Here is a 16152-nt window from a genome sequence, read left to right on the forward strand (position 1 = left end):
TTGAACCGCCCCGACTATATCGGAGAGTGGATTGCTTGAGTCAGGCAGCTTTGTCTGACTCACTAAAACTATCATAGTATCGTCTCTCAAACTCAAAAGGCGACACATAACCAATCGTGCTATGTAAACGTGTTCTATTGAACCAATCGACCCATTCAAGGGTTGCTAATTCAACATCACTCACACCTTGCCACTGTTGTTTTAAATAATCAATCACCTCCGTTTTATAAAGCCCGTTAACCGTTTCAGCTAATGCATTATCGTATGAATTACCTGTCATGCCAACAGACGCAATGACGCCAGAATCAGCCATCTTATCAGTATAGCGAATAGATAAATATTGTACGCCGCGATCACTATGATGAATCACATCTTTAGGATGGTTTCTGTCGGCTATCGCTTGATTTAACGCTGCCATTACCATATCGGTGTTCATACGATTAGACACTTTCCAACCAACAATACTACGGGCAAACACATCTATAATAAACGCAGTATAGACCCAACCACTCAATGTTTTAACGTAGGTAAAGTCAGCCACCCATAGCTGGTTAGGACGATGGGCATTAAAGTTACGATTAACTAAGTCGTCTGCCCGTATTTGATCATCACGAGACTTAGTGGTTATCTTGCCCTTACCTCGCCAGATACCCTGCATGCCATGTTGACGCATTAACCGCTCTACAGTGCAGCGTGCAGGATGTATACCTTCGGATTTCAACTGTTTCCAGACTTTACGAGCACCGTATCGGCATTTGCTGTCCTTCCATATACGTTTAATCTCATTAAGATAGAAGTCATCATGACAACTACGCTGTGAACGTTTCTCCGGATTGTCGTTTAAGTCTTTTATGCGGTAGTAGGTTGATGGAGCAATCGGCAAGACTTTACAAATAGCTTGAATGCCATAAACAGGCTTATGCTCGTCAATGAATTGAACCATCACTAAGGTTTGCGGTCTATTTCCGCCTGGGCGAAAAAAGCTGCAGCTTTCCTTATGATCTCATTGGCTTGTCTAAGTTCTCTGCATTCACATTCTAGCTCTTTAATACGCTCCGCTTGGCTTTGAGCTTGAATATTTGCAGGAATGGTTTTATCAATGTGCTTTTTATGCCACGATCGTAGTGTCTCAGGCGTGCAACCTATCTTTGGCGCTATGGCTTTGATGGCTGACCAGGTGGATGGGTAGTCGTCTTTAGCTTCAATTAGCATACGGACGGCTCGCTCTTTTATTTCAGGGGTATAGTTTCGTGTTTTCATTGTCGTATTCTCTCAGAAAGTTAGGTCTCCGACAATCACGGGGCGGTTCATTTGACCTGGGTGTACTGCATTATTACCTGTTATACGTACAGTATCTGCAACCTTAACAACTAATGGTGGCAATATGTGCTTAGCTGATAAACTGCGAATGTCATTATTTATATTTTTTCCATCTTCTCCTAAATGTATGCATAGTTTTTGCAATCCTAGTCTTAATAAAGCGGCAGAACCTCTAGGTGATTTATTGAATATTCTAGCTGCCTCGATATAGTCTACTTTTACATCCTCTGGCATATCATCCTCAGGTAAAGCAGCAAAGCCGTAATCTGGAAACAACATTTCTGCTTCTTTATCTACTTCTCCAAACGGCGTTTTAGTTTTATGTGTTACTCTCCATAAACTTGATTCATTACAATGCGAACATAATGCTTCATAACAGTCAGTATAGATACTAGCATTATGTAGGTTAGTCCAGTCTATATGCGCGAAAGTACCACATAAAGGACAGTGAAATCCTTCTTTTTTAAATTCTGGAGCTATAAATTTCATACTATTCTCCACCTATGACTTTAGATTATTGAATATAATGACTCTTTATTGGAACTTGATGTAACCTCATGCTTTCTCAATTACTATCTCAATTGCAGCCTTGAGGAGCGGTTTAGCCCTGACATAAGCAGATACAAGCGGATGGCAGGATTAGCTACCAATACCTACAACTTACAAGCCCCACTCGCACAGCCATCATCAATGTCGGCTTGAGCATCGTTAGCACCATCACGGGTATTATGATAATACAAGGTTTTCACACCAAGTTTATACGCCATGAGTAAGTCTTTGAGGAGTACTTTCATGGGGACGCGCTGACCGTCATAATGCGTCGGATCATAGTTGGTGTTGGCAGAGATACTCTGGTCAATAAACTTCTGCATAATCGCCACAAGCTTTAAGTAGCCTGCATTGTCAGGCATCTGCCACAATAGCTCATACTGGTCTTTTAAGTTTAAGATATCAGGTACGACTTGCTTTAAGATACCGTCTTTAGAGGCTTTGACCGATACCAAACCGCGTGGTGGTTCAATGCCATTGGTAGCGTTTGCAATCTGGCTTGACGTCTCAGACGGCATTAAGGCAGATAGGGTAGAGTTGCGAAGACCGTGCTCGACGATGGCGCTACGTAACGCTTCCCAATCAAGCTGCAATGGCTCGTTGCATACTTTATCAAGGTCAGATTTATAGGTGTCAATCGGTAAGATGCCTTTTGAATACGTCGTCTCGTTAAAGGCAGGGCACGCGCCTTGCTCACGGGCAAGTTTGTTTGAGGCCTTTAATAAATAATATTGTAAGGCTTCAAAGGTTTGATGAGTAAGGCCAAGCGCTGAGTCGTCAGAATACTTAGTGCCATTTTTCGCTAAATAATACGCATAGTTAATGACGCCAACGCCAAGGGTACGGCGGCGCATACTGCCATTTTCAGCTGCTTTGACAGGGTAGTCTTGGTAGTCAAGTAGGGCATCAAGCGCACGAACAATAAGCTCGGTCGGCTCTTCCATGTCCTCTAAGTTTTCGACTTCACCCAAGTTGATTGCCGATAAGGTACAAAGGGCAATCTCGCCTTCTTTGTCATTGATGTTGTCCAGTGGCTTAGTAGGGAGGGCGATTTCCATACATAAGTTGGACTGACGGATAGGGGCGACAGTGGGATCAAAGGGACTGTGCGTGTTGCAATGGTCGACGTTTTGGATGTAGATACGACCAGTGCTGGCACGTTCTTGCATCATTAAGCTGAACAATTCAGTCGCTGGGACATGACGTTTGCGGATATTGTCATCTTGCTCATATTGGGTATACAGCTCTTCAAACTTGTCTTGATCGGCAAAAAAGGCTTCGTACAGTCCCGGCACGTCAGAGGGCGAGAATAGGGCAATATCCTGACCTTTAATCAATCGGGTGTATAGGGTTTTGTTGATTTGCACCCCGTAGTCCATGTGACGCACACGGTTGTCTTCTACGCCGCGGTTGTTTTTGAGTACCAATAAGGACTCAACTTCAAGATGCCACAATGGGTAGAATAGGGTCGCTGCGCCGCCACGGACGCCACCTTGTGAGCAACATTTAACTGCGGTTTGGAAAAGCTTATAGAATGGAATACAGCCAGTATGTTGCGCTTCACCGCCACGGATAGGGCTACCTAGCGCACGGATATTACCAGCATTAATACCGATACCGGCACGCTGCGAGACGTAACGCACAATGGCACTGGTGGTGGCATTGATAGAGTCTAAGCTGTCACCGCACTCAATCAGTACGCAGGAGCTAAACTGACGAGAAGGGGTACGGACACCTGACATAATGGGCGTTGGCAGTGAGATCTTAAACTGAGAGGTGGCGTCGTAGAAGCGCTTGACGTAGTCTAAACGCTCAGACTTGTCGTAGCTTGCGAACAGGCACATACCGACCAGCATATATAAGAACTGCGGACTTTCATAAACGGTCTTGGTGACTCGGTCTTGTACCAAGTATTTACCTGCCATTTGCTCAGCAGCGGCATAGGCAAGGTTCATATCACGCCAATGGTCGATGTATTCGTTTAGCTCATCAAATTCTTCACGTGTGTAATCTTGTAGAATGTGCTCGTCATATTTTCCCGTCTCGGTAAGCTTAGTGACATGGTCGAATAAATGAGGAGGCTCAAACTGGTTATAAGCAATTTTGCGAAGATGGAAAATCGCCAAACGTGCGGCAAGATATTGGTAATCTGGGGTGTCCTCAGAGATTAAGTCGGCAGCAGCTTTAATGATGGTCTCGTGAATGTCACGGGTTTTTATACCATCATAAAACTGGATGTGCGACTTTAGTTCGACCTGTGACACAGAGACATTATCTAAACCTTTGGCAGCCCAAGTAATGACCTTATGGATTTTATCTAAATCGATGGGCTCTAGTCGGCCGTCTCGTTTCATTACTTGTATCTTATCCATATTTGTCATTGCTGTCTCCGAAATTGAATAGGTTGGTTTCTTAATAGGATTGGTTCTAAAATCATCGTTGGTTATGAATACTGGTGTCGTTTAAAGCATAGTTTTATGATGAATACAGACGCTAACAGGGTGTTTAGTCTTAAACCATAAAACCCCACATAGAATATGTAGTCATTTCTGTATAGCCACAAGATATGGGGTAGTTTTTATGTTATAGACACAATATAAAGGAAAAAAAGTGATTTTTCTATATTGACAAATTAGGACAAGGGGGGTCGAGCTTGCTATTTTAGACGAATATTACGATGTCTAAAATGAGGGTAAATCTGTAAGCGTTGAGAGTATGAAGGCTAGGGCAGATATTAAGACAAAATAGGCATGTGAAAAGTAGTAAAAGTTTTTTCTGAAAAAAATGTAAACCAAGGAGTCATGGCTAGAATAATGACAATTCAATTTTATAATCGGAAAATCGATTTAAGTTTAAGATAAGCATTATGCTTGGTTGATACTCAATCAATGACAAAATTAAATTTGCAAACCTAATGTCCAGTTATTTGGTCAAATCTATTTTTTTAGTCGTATAAATAACAAAAAGAGCAGCCTTAAGAAAGGCTACTCTTATTTAGATATAGTCAGCGAACTACTAAACGCAGTGTTAACCTCGTTAAGCCTACTCCCGTATTATTAGCTACTTGCACTCGGTTGCCTTGTAACCATTTTAGACTTCTTTGACTATAGAGGGCTTGTCAACTTTACAGATGAGCTAGTAAGTTAGGGGTTCATTAAGTGTCAGTAAATTCAGTCATCAATGTGAACTAGGTGATCTAAAACTCTTAGTACATGTATAGCTTATCGACTGTATTTAAACAGGTTTCTAAACAACAGTCTCTTAGCATCTGTATTTAAACCACAGTACGTACTGTCGCTGCCTTATCCAGGGCAGCATACAGCTCGTTTACTTGTTCAGCCTCAGTAAAGTACAGTTTTACGCGTAATGAGCTAAAACGACCGGTACTCGATTTTTTTACCTGAATAGTTTCGTGATCAAAATCAGGGAAATGAGTGCCTAAAATTAATTTTACTTCATTAAGCAGAGTGTCATGCTCACCTTCGTGACCAATAATACTCATTGGGTAGTCCATTGGAAACGCCCAGAGATCTGGGTTCTGAATATCTGTTTTTTTCGCTAATGGATCGGTACGTAAGGTAAGTTCACGAGTTAGGTCAATATTTTTATTAGCCATAGTGTCTCCAATATTTGTAGAGTAGCTTATTTATACAATGCGTTATTCTGAAAAGTAATAGCTGTTCTTAAAACAATCGCTTCGCTAAAACATAAAATAACAACGCTAGACTCAGTAAGTCTATTATTTGTAGCGTTTATACTCACTGCCATTACCGTGTTAATGTTCAGATTTGGTATGACATAAAAAAAGCCGAGACTCACTCAGCTTTTTTATAAATCAACCTGCTGTGTGACTTATGCAAATTAGTCGTTTTCTAAAAACGAACGCAAGTGTTCAGAGCGAGAAGGATGGCGTAGCTTACGTAACGCTTTGGCTTCTATCTGACGAATACGTTCACGGGTAACATCGAATTGCTTACCCACTTCCTCTAATGTATGATCTGTTGGCATATCAATACCAAAACGCATACGCAATACTTTCGCTTCACGCTCGGTTAAGTTTCCAAGAACATCACGAGTCGCTTCTTGCAGACCAGCTGATGTTGCATCTTCAACTGGACTAGAAATGGTCTGATCTTCGATAAAGTCGCCAAGATGTGAATCTTCATCATCACCGATGGGCGTTTCCATAGATATGGGTTCTTTGGCAATTTTCAAGACCTTACGAACCTTGACTTCATCCATCTCCAAACGTTCGCCTAATTCCTCTGGCGTTGGCTCACGTCCCATTTCTTGAAGTAACTGGCGAGAGACACGGTTGATCTTATTAATGGTCTCAATCATATGCACTGGGATACGAATGGTACGTGCCTGATCCGCAATTGAGCGAGTAATGGCCTGACGGATCCACCATGTCGCATAGGTTGAGAACTTATAGCCACGGCGATATTCAAACTTATCAACCGCTTTCATCAAGCCAATGTTACCTTCTTGAATGAGATCTAAGAATTGCAGACCACGGTTGGTATATTTTTTAGCAATAGAGATAACCAGACGTAAGTTGGCTTCGACCATCTCTTTTTTTGCACGGCGGGCTTTGGCTTCACCTATGGCCATACGCCGCGCCACTTCTTTCATTTCGGTAATTTGCATGCCTAGCTTGTCTTCGTGATCACGGATGCGGCGCTGCAATACCACCACATCGTCAACCACTTTGGCAAGACTATCGCCAAACTTAGGATTGCCTTTTAAGCGATCAGTTAACCAATCAACATTGGTTTCATTACTTGGAAAAGTCTTACGGAATTCAGCACGTGGCATCTTACCACGGCGAATAACCAGACGCATAATTTGCCGTTCTTGTTTACGCACGTCGTCATAAACATCATGCATAATGGCCATAACGTTATCAGACATACGATTGTTCAGCTTTAATAGCATAAAGCGTTCAGCAAGTTGCGCATATGCTTCATCAGCTTGCACACTACCACGTCCAAAATCATCTAAGGCTTTTTTAGCTGTTTGAAATAATTCACGAATCTCATCAATACGGACGCGGACAATTTCGGGGTCTAGACCACTACTTTCTTCTTCGGCGTCTTCATCTGCCTCAGTATCTTCCTCTTCATCATCGTCGTCATCTTTGACCGGCTTTGATTTAGTATTGATAATAGGTGTTTTTTCATCGTCGTCGTCATCGCTGGTAGCGACTTCTTCCTCTTCTGGATCTAAAAATCCGGTAATCACATCAGATAATTTCTTTTCGCCCGCTTCAACTTGTGCGTATTCATCCAGAATAAATTGGACAGTGCCAGGCCAAAATGCCATGGCATGCTGAACGTCACGGATGCCTTCTTCGATACGCTTAGCAATTGAAATTTCGCCTTCACGAGTCAACAGATCTACAGTGCCCATTTCTCGCATGTACATACGCACAGGGTCGGTCGTGCGACCCGGCTCTGTTTCTACAGCCGCAAGAACAGCAGCTGCTTCATCAGTTGCCATCTCATCATCGCCAGACTCATCGTTCATTAAAATGTCATCAGCGTCAGGTGCTGATTCATAGATTTTAATACCGACATCAGTAAGCATTTGCACGATGTCTTCAATTTGATCGCTTTCAGTAATTGATGCGGGAAGTTGGTCATTTACCTCAGCATAAGTCAAATAGCCCTGTTCTTTACCCATTTGGATAAGCGTGGCTAATTGAGAGGTAGATTGAGAGGCAGGCTTATCGGTCATAATATCTCGCTTGCAAATATTGAGGTGTATTGAGTTTAAAATGAGGGCTTAGGTGGCTAAGGGTATTAGGTGTCTAGCCATATATTGCAATTAAATAATGTGAAACGTCATCTGAGCGAAAAATTGCAACAATTAAAACGCTATAATAACCATGTATTATAACATAACATCGAAATCTCCACCTAAATGAAAACGGTATCTAAACGCAGTTTAACCAATTTTTATACGTCGTATTGTTAAACTAGGTATTTGTTCAATGCTAATACGCAATGTCAAGTCAATAGGTTAAGTCCATTAGGCATACATCTTTATTACTTATAGTATGGGGTTAGTTGATTTTTTTTAAACCCCTAATTTAGTTATTGACTTAGTTAAGTTTGGTAGATTGTTGTGCTTGCTGCTTTTTTTGCCAGTTCATTAATGTTTGTCGTTGCCTGTTTATATGGCTAGCGATAATAATATTATTTTTATTTGCCATGAGTTGTTTTGATAGGGCTTGTAGCATTAACTGAATAAGTAAGTCATCGGTCAGCTCATCAACATCAATAATACCCCGATTGTTTAAGTTTGACCAAAAAGGCTGCCAGCGTTTTGCTAGATTTTGCTGTGTTTGAATCGGCAGATTTGCTAATATAAAATGCGCAGCCGCATTGGCATCCTCAGGCAGATGCGGCAGTAAAGAGCTAATGACTTGGGTAAGTTCATTTAAACTAGGGCTATCAAAATCTTGCCAGCTAGGCAGAGGAGGTAGCTCATATTTTTTTTGACGCATATCAGGCGGCACTTCATCTTGGCGTAAGCTTTGTGGCAGTTTAATGTCAGTGACACCCGACTCATGCCACAGGCGCTTGATAGGTTCATCAGCCAATAGATGTGGTGCAAATAATAGACAAAGCTCTAGCTGGCGACTGACGGTCATGTCACTATCAAAATCTAGCAATACGTCATGTGCGGCAGTTTTTTGTTTATTTTTGCCGCCCAGCTTTTGATAAATATCATTATTCAATAAATAACGAAAGCTTGACCCTTTTGGCAGTTGGTTGGTCAGCTCACGAACTTTGGACATGAGTTTTGCTTTACCTTCTGCCATGCCTAAATCATAGCGTTCACTTAAGTATGCAAAAATATACTGCGACAACGGCATGGCCTGTTTTATTTGCTCACGCATGGCATCCACCCCATGTTCTGTGACATACGTGTCAGGGTCTTGTCCACTTGGCAACGTTAAAAAACGTAATTCTTTATCATCACTGAGCACAGGTAGGGCAACTTCAAGTGTGCGCCATGCTGCTTTTTGCCCCGCGCTATCGCCATCAAAGCATAAGGTTAGGGTTGGGTTCATTTGCAAAAGGCGTGAGATTTGGCTCTCATTGATTGAGGTACCCATCGAAGCCACTGCGCCATAAATCCCCGCTTGATATAGCGCAATGACATCCATGTAGCCTTCAACCACTAGCCAATCATTAGCACGATGTTGGCGAGCCTCATAATAGCCATATAATACATGTTGTTTATGAAAAACGGGTGAGTCGCTTGAGTTAATATATTTTGGTTTAATGTCGTTATCTAATGCACGTCCAGCAAAACCAATAACCCGACCTTGGTTGTCACGGATAGGAAAAATAACGCGATCACGTAATAGGTTATAATCACGCCCTTTTTCGGAGTTACGAATCAAACCCAGTAGTTTTAAACCGTCAACATCTTGAGGAAACGACTCTTCTAAGTGTTGCCAGCCAGCTGGCGCATAACCCAAACCAAACTCTTGAATAGTATGGTCGGTCAACCCTCGCTGTTTGAAATAGCTTAAAGCTTGAGTGTTTTTTCTTAGGTTTGCTTGATAAAACTTATTAATATTGATTAATAAATCGTATAGGTTGCCCTCTGTTACAGGGGCCTGGTTTGTAAAGGAGTTGCTACTCTGCTTAGGGGTAACGCTGTTTTCAAAAAAGCTAGGCTCGGCATTACTTTCCCAATTAGGCGGTGGGGCATCATTGTAGTAGCTGTTAAAATCAGACTCATTAACGTCATCACTCTTGGCATTATGTGCGTTATGAGTTTCAACAGCATCGTTATGTTGAGTGGCATCGTTAAATACAGGGCTATTTATTGAATGGTTATGAGGCGTGTTTTGATCTACTGGAGCTGGAGGCGCCTTACTTGACTGTGGCACTGATAGTGACTGATTAGCAACTTGAGTAGGGCGACGCTTGTAGCTCAAGTCTTTTTTATCATCTTTAGGTACTTCAATGCCTGTTTGGCGAGACAGCTCATCAACGGCTTCATGGAAGGTTAAATTCTCATAGTCCCGCAAGAAGCTAATGGCATTTCCACCAACCCCACAGCCGAAACAATTATAGACATTTTTTTGCGGGTTGACATAAAAAGAAGGCGTCTTTTCACCATGGAAAGGGCAGTTGCCTTTAAATTCTTTACCTGCACGTTTTAAGGTGGTGTGTTTACCAATAATTCCGACAAGGTCTGCTTGACTATTGAGCTGATCGAGAATATGACTGGGAATACTCATAACTATGGCTACAGCGCAAAATATAATCAAAGGCTCATAAAAGAATTAAGGTGTAAACCGTCCGGATATATTAACAGCACAGTTTGCGGTCGGTCGCCTTAACCCTTTTTACTTACCTAAGACTATAGGAAAAGTATAAGGTATAAGGATATGCTCCCCCTCGTGACGCAGATGACCATAATGTAGAAGTAATAGGGAGCTCTCTAAATTATGGTCATTCGTATAGCTCGCAAACTTCTAAACGGCTACGGTATTAACCACGCGAGATATACCAGATTTGATAAATTAGCGACTAATCAGTGGTCGACTACCTTGTACCTACTTTAGAGTTGTTTGACTACATAAACCATCTACATAAACCATCAACTCTGTTAGCTAACTATGGTTTAACTACGTTAAAAAATCACGTGTGTTACTTATTACATAGACGCTATTTATTCAGTAGTTTCATCTGGCACAGTAGGCTCAGAATCGGTGTTCTCTGGGCTATCATCTGGATACATAACACGTGGGCTGACAATTCTACCCGTTTGTTTAACGTTGGTTGGGTTGCTCATTTGCTGTGTTTCATCTTCTGGTAAGTCTAGTCCGAGTTTTATATTGCGGTTTCGGGAGTTAGTCAACGAAGGTAAGCTATCTTGCGAGATAGTATTTGCTGCTGGTAGTCTTAATTGCGCAGCACGCTGAATGACTTGAGTTTTGGTTGGCCCTGAATAATCAATAGAGGTCATAGCCTCTGAATCAATGCGATTAACAGCACGGCCAAGCTTACCAAAGGTAAGTTTGTTAAGTAATCCACTTTTTCGATTGGTATTTAACTTGACTCTACCGTTTGATGTTAACCATTCTGGGTAATTGATTTGTAGTAGGGTTTTATACTCTTGTGCCAAGTCGGTCATGCCAAGTTGGTCATTACTAAACGCTAATATGGCAATGGCTTCTGGAACTTGTTCGCTTAGCGGATAATACTGGAATACCCATTTTGCCCGGTTTGCAGCCGCAACGTACGCCTCACGTTTAATATACCATCTAGCAGCGGCAAGTTCATTCTCTGCAAATTCATTGTAAATAAAACTCATGCGTTTAGCAGCATCTGGTGCATAGGCACTATTAGGATAACGTGAAATTAAATCTTGAAAATTACTGAAGGCTAAGCGTAGATAAGAGGTATCACGGTGCGCCTGCTTTAACTTTGCCAAATGTAATAATGTACTGCTATTGGCCTGCATATTTGCCACACCACGAACATAGTAAGCATAATCTACTTGTATATTATTAGGATAAAGCTTGATGAATTGTTCAGCGCTGGCGGCAGCAAGCTCATATTCTTTAGTATTAAATTGGCTATACATTAAATCTAGTAAGGCTTGCTCAGCATAACGACCAGTCGGGTAGAAAGTACGCAATTCAGCCAATTGTTCAGACGCATAAAAGTATTTTTCTTCATCTAGAGATTTTACCGCATCTTGATAATATTCTGCATCCGTTTTAGATGCTGATGATACGGCATTCTCGTCTTTATCAAACACACCTTTAATGGTTTGACAGCCCGTTACACTCAGCATACTGACAGTTAGGACAGCTAAAGTTATCTTGGCCAGACGTGGCTTTAATGCGTCTACTAAAGCTAAAGAAGCCGCTTGAGTATTGGTTGGAATAAGTCGTATGTTTGCAGATGTCGTTGTTGGTGTTTCACGCTGCATGAAAGTCTCCGCAGAATAGTCTTGTCGAATTAAATAATTAGCATAGTTTAGCATGAGTGTAGCACGCTACTAAATTATTTTGGTATAGGAATGTATGCTGCATGATTAGAACAAGTAACGGTTAAAAAACATTGCTAATATAAACTTTGTTAAAAGTCCCGTTATAAATGCACTGACAAATACTGTTGAATAAGCCAGCAAAGTTGCTCAATTGAGTTATATACCTTTGTATAAGGTATAAGTAGAATATGGTATGAGATAAAATATGCTAAACTTAGCGTATACTAAATACCCAACTTAACCAATATTATGATACGAATACTACGCACAAAAATTACGCATAAAAATTTAGCCATTGCAATGTATTTAGCAGCTAAGCTATATATTTAGTAAGAATATTTAGTAAGAGTAATTTAGTGAAGACTAAGTATCAAGGGGCATTATTATTAAGCGCCATTGGTATCTAGCACAATTGGTATCTAGCACAATAGTTAAGTCAAAAAATAAGGCTGTAAATATAATGTCGTCGAACCTAACTGATGATAGCTCTAATATTGAATTAAATACCCGCTCCAATACGCACCTTTCTGATCACAATAATGCACATGATATGAGCTTTGAAGATTTTGAAGACGATGCTGATCTGACCGATATTGATAACTTGCCAAATAATATTAAAGGTATTGAAGACGGACAAAGCATTAATAATATAAGCAAAACGGTAAAGGCAGAGCACGTTGTTGTGGAAAGCGAAGCGGGACAGCGAATTGATAAACTAGCATCAGCCTTGTTTGCAGACCATTCTAGAGCACAATTGCAAGAGTGGTTAAAAACGGAACAGCTAACTGTCAATCATCAGGCCATTAAACCAAAGTATCGTGTGAAAAAAGGCGATAACATTCGACTGCAAGCTGAGTTACAAGGGCATAGTGCAGATAAGCCTGAGAATATAGCTCTGGATGTGGTTTATGAAGATGACAGCGTCGTGGTCATTAACAAACCCGTCGGCATGGTTGTTCATCCTGGAGCAGGCAATTGGGAAGGTACATTGGTAAACGCCCTATTATATCATTATCCAGAACAGGCTCATTTACCGCGCGCAGGATTGGTACACCGTATTGATAAAAACACCTCAGGACTGCTGGTCATTGGAAAAACCAAAGCGGTGCAACTGGACTTGCAAGACCAGCTGAAAGATAAGAGTGTATATCGCCATTATCGCTGCGTAGTGGCAGGCGATGCTCCTAGTTTAATTCGTCAGCGGGTCATAAATTTACCTATTGGGCGACATCGTACCCAGCGTACTAAGATGGCAATCACTAGTACAGGTAAAGAGGCGATTACCCATTTGCTAGACATTACACCATTAAGTTCAGTGTATACGTTGCTTGATGTGCGTTTAGAGACAGGGCGAACCCATCAAATCCGAGTACATTTAAGTCATATTGGCCATCCTATAATTGGTGATGATGTCTATGGTAAGCGCCAGCAGTTACGTGCAGGCATCACTCAAGAGCAACGTGATGCGGTGCAAGGATTTAACCGCCAAGCATTGCACGCTTATAAGCTTGGATTCATCCACCCCGAAAGTGGTCAAGAGATTGAAGTGACTGCACCAATGCCGGACGATATGATGCAATTAATTGAAGTGTTGTCTGATAGGGCGCTTAATATTTGAAACTGTACTTACAGTAACAAACATTATTTCTCTACTTAACCAGCAATCTAATTAACCAGCACCCTCGCTATGTTCTCAACGATATAGAGTGCTGCTAAACCATTTAGGTTCACTGTTTAAAAAGCGGTAGTAGCAGTCATGTAGGTTGTCTTTACATGTAGCTGTCTTAATAGTGACAAGACCCTATACTCATTTTAATCAAAGCCGTTATTAACCAAAGTCATTTTTATGCCTATAACTTCTCATAGCCTCAGGCCAGAATTTGCTAAGTTGTTTGATGTCATCGTACATACAAACGATATATTGGTCATACAAACCCATTCGTCCGATTATTTAGAGGGTTGTTTAGATAATCATTTAGATAGTTATTTAGATAGTTATTTAGACAATGTTATGGGCGATGAGCGAGGTAAATCTCAAGATGATAAAGTCAAAAAACTGGGCGGAAATGCCTCTAAAATAAAGACAATTGATTCAAATAGTACCAATAATAAAGGCATCAAAAACGACAATAAAAACGAGACGTTTGGTCAGTTTAACTTGGGGATGCATGTGAATGATGCGCCAAAAAAAGTACTGTTAAACCGTGCGTGCTTGCTAAGTAGTATGAATCAATATCTGGCTAGCTCAAATGGATTTAGAGCCAATCAATCTGGTGACAAGTCTAATGCCAGATTTGATTCGAGTTCAGCGTTAGTAGAAAGCATCTATTGGATAAATCAAATACACAGTAATGATGTATACCGAATAGGTGGGCAGTTGAATGCTGACGCGTCTCAAACTGTTATATCTCTTAATCCGCCATCAGCAGATGCGCTCATTAGTGACAAGGTCAAGACTGCCTTAGCTATTATGACAGCAGATTGTGTGCCTATCGTCATATATGATGAGTCAACAGGTCAACTTGCGGCAGTACATGCAGGCTGGCAAGGCTTAGCTAAAGGTATTATTGCAACTACCTGCAACGAGATGCGCCATCATAATAAGGTAACAGAAGCCAGTAACTTAGATAACAGTAGTAACAGCAGTAGTAACGGCTCGACTGAGCAACCTATGCAGGCTTGGATTGGTAGTTGTATCAGCCAGTCATGCTATGAAGTCTCTAGAGATGTCATTGATAAGCTATTGGCTGGCTGTGAGAAGATTGGTTTGGACAGAGCTTCTGTAGAACAGCGTATCGTAGCTACTCATAAAAATCCTGATAAAGCATGGCTTGATTTACCTGCACTTGCAGCCTTGCAACTACAAGCAAATGGTGTGTTGGTAAATACTTATTCTGATGTTCTGGCGAATACTTCAAAATGCACAGGTTCAAATAGTCATTTAAATAATAGACAGGGGCATAATAATCACTATAAGTTGCCCTCTTTTATTCAATCGAAGGTGTCAAGTCATGTCTCTGAGCAGGTAGCTTTTGCGTGTAGTTATAGTGATAGTCGTTACTATTCTTATCGCCGTATGACTCACTTGGGTAATAAAAATACGGGCCGAATGGCTATGGTAGCCGTGCGCCTTAAATGATGGTTTTAATTTAAATAGCTTATTTAAAACGCTTATTTTAAATGACTATTTTAAGTTGCATTGGCAAAAGTCGTTATGTTTCGCTTTAGATAGCCGCTTTAAATTTATTAAATCATCTTTCCAACATAGGTATCAGATTTATAGTTTCTCAGTTTTAATTAGGGTTTAATTGTCCATGACTTCTCAAAATAGCAAACAAAATTCAAAGCAAAAAACGACCGCTCAGAACCTCTGTTTAAAGATGGCAATTGTTTACCACAGTAATTATGGTCACACTCGCCGAGTTGCTCATGCAATTGCTCATGGTGCACAAGGATACAGTTTAAAAACTATTGAAGTTAAAGCCTTAGATATTAATGAGATGGATTGGGATTTTATCGATGCTGCTCAAATGATAGTGTTTGGTAGTGCCGTTTATATGGGTAGTGTTCCTGCTGAATTTAAAACCTTCATGGATAGCACCTCTAAGCGCTGGTACAATCGTCAATGGAAAGGTAAGTGGGCGGCAGGATTTGCAAATTCAGGGGGGCTTAGTGGAGATAAGCTGGCTGTTTTACAGCAAATTTGTATCTTTAGTATGCAGCATGGCATGAATTGGACGGGATTCCCCATTACACCGACTGGATATAGCGAGCAAGACGTCAATCGATTGTCTAGTTTCCTTGGATTAATGACTCAGTCAGCTGATGCACCACCAGAAGAGACACCCTGTGAAGGGGATATTCAAACGGCTAAACTATTTGGCGAACACTTAGCGCAAGTACTGATAGAACAGCCGCCTAACTTGAAATCTGAGTTAAGCAAGCCCTAAGAGTATTAAATGCAAGGGGTAAGTACACGGCTTAATAGCCTTTAATAGTAATAGGCTGAGTTTGATGCGTTGTGTTTACAGAATTGTGTTTATGGAATTGTGTTTACGGATCAGCAGCGTATTGCTTTAGTTCTGATTTGACTGGAATTGGATTACCTGCAATTTGAATATGCTGACAGGCGGTTAAAGATAAGGCTAAACCTATGAATGTATTTAATATTATAGCTCTTGGAACAAAAAAAGACGGGGTCATGGGGAAGGCTCTTGCTGTAAATATAAAAGTCTTTATTATATAGGCAAAGGG

General features: G+C 41.0%; 11 protein-coding genes and 1 other annotated feature. Of the genes, 3 read left to right on the top strand and 8 right to left on the bottom strand.

All coding sequences use genetic code 11. The features are described from left to right. Positions 1 to 40: 40 nt before the first annotated feature. From AC2SLL_RS11580 to AC2SLL_RS11610, 7 genes are all read right to left on the bottom strand, one after another. A protein-coding gene (locus AC2SLL_RS11580; protein ID WP_486531845.1) for an IS3 family transposase occupies positions 41 to 1260 on the bottom strand; the annotation gives its coding sequence in 2 pieces (ribosomal slippage) (positions 41 to 984 and positions 984 to 1260; 1221 coding nt in all). Continuing rightward, positions 869 to 985, bottom strand: a sequence feature (AL1L pseudoknot). It overlaps the preceding gene by 117 nt. A gap of 12 nt (positions 1261 to 1272) precedes the next feature. Next, on the bottom strand, positions 1273 to 1809 hold the full coding sequence (locus AC2SLL_RS11585; RefSeq protein WP_486531846.1) for a DUF4145 domain-containing protein: 537 nt from the start codon (positions 1807 to 1809) through the stop codon (positions 1273 to 1275). 164 nt (positions 1810 to 1973) lie between these two features. Then, entirely contained in the window at positions 1974 to 4250 is a 2277-nt protein-coding gene (nrdA, locus tag AC2SLL_RS11590; RefSeq protein WP_486531847.1) for a class 1a ribonucleoside-diphosphate reductase subunit alpha, read from the bottom strand. An 893-nt stretch (positions 4251 to 5143) separates the two neighbouring features. Beyond that, positions 5144 to 5485 carry a YbeD family protein gene (locus tag AC2SLL_RS11595; RefSeq protein WP_486531848.1) on the bottom strand — a complete coding sequence of 114 codons (342 nt, stop codon included), beginning with the start codon at positions 5483 to 5485 and terminating at the stop codon, positions 5144 to 5146. Positions 5486 to 5730: 245 nt separating this feature from the next. Beyond that, positions 5731 to 7608 carry an RNA polymerase sigma factor RpoD gene (rpoD, locus tag AC2SLL_RS11600; protein WP_486531849.1) on the bottom strand — a complete coding sequence of 626 codons (1878 nt, stop codon included), beginning with the start codon at positions 7606 to 7608 and terminating at the stop codon, positions 5731 to 5733. A gap of 367 nt (positions 7609 to 7975) precedes the next feature. Beyond that, positions 7976 to 10135, bottom strand: coding sequence for a DNA primase (gene dnaG, locus AC2SLL_RS11605; protein WP_486531850.1), 2160 nt, complete (start codon positions 10133 to 10135; stop codon positions 7976 to 7978). Positions 10136 to 10569: 434 nt separating this feature from the next. Further along, positions 10570 to 11838 (bottom strand): outer membrane protein assembly factor BamD, encoded by a 1269-nt coding sequence (locus tag AC2SLL_RS11610; protein ID WP_486531851.1) that lies wholly within the window; start codon positions 11836 to 11838, stop codon positions 10570 to 10572. A 610-nt stretch (positions 11839 to 12448) separates the two neighbouring features. Between AC2SLL_RS11610 and AC2SLL_RS11615 the strand changes: the two genes are divergently transcribed. The 3 genes from AC2SLL_RS11615 (at position 12449) to AC2SLL_RS11625 (ending at position 15848) form a co-directional block, all read left to right on the top strand. After that, on the top strand, positions 12449 to 13516 hold the full coding sequence (locus AC2SLL_RS11615) for an RluA family pseudouridine synthase (protein ID WP_486531867.1): 1068 nt from the start codon (positions 12449 to 12451) through the stop codon (positions 13514 to 13516). Between the two features lie 228 nt (positions 13517 to 13744). Next, entirely contained in the window at positions 13745 to 15037 is a 1293-nt protein-coding gene (locus AC2SLL_RS11620; RefSeq protein WP_486531852.1) for a purine nucleoside phosphorylase YfiH/LACC1 family protein, read from the top strand. Between the two features lie 241 nt (positions 15038 to 15278). Beyond that, positions 15279 to 15848, top strand: coding sequence for a flavodoxin family protein (locus tag AC2SLL_RS11625; protein ID WP_486531868.1), 570 nt, complete (start codon positions 15279 to 15281; stop codon positions 15846 to 15848). A gap of 103 nt (positions 15849 to 15951) precedes the next feature. Here the strand turns inward: AC2SLL_RS11625 and AC2SLL_RS11630 are convergent, their stop codons facing one another. Beyond that, positions 15952 to 16101 (bottom strand): hypothetical protein, encoded by a 150-nt coding sequence (locus AC2SLL_RS11630; protein ID WP_486531853.1) that lies wholly within the window; start codon positions 16099 to 16101, stop codon positions 15952 to 15954. Positions 16102 to 16152: the final 51 nt, after the last annotated feature.

It is taken from the genome of Psychrobacter sp. CX97 (assembly GCF_057396285.1).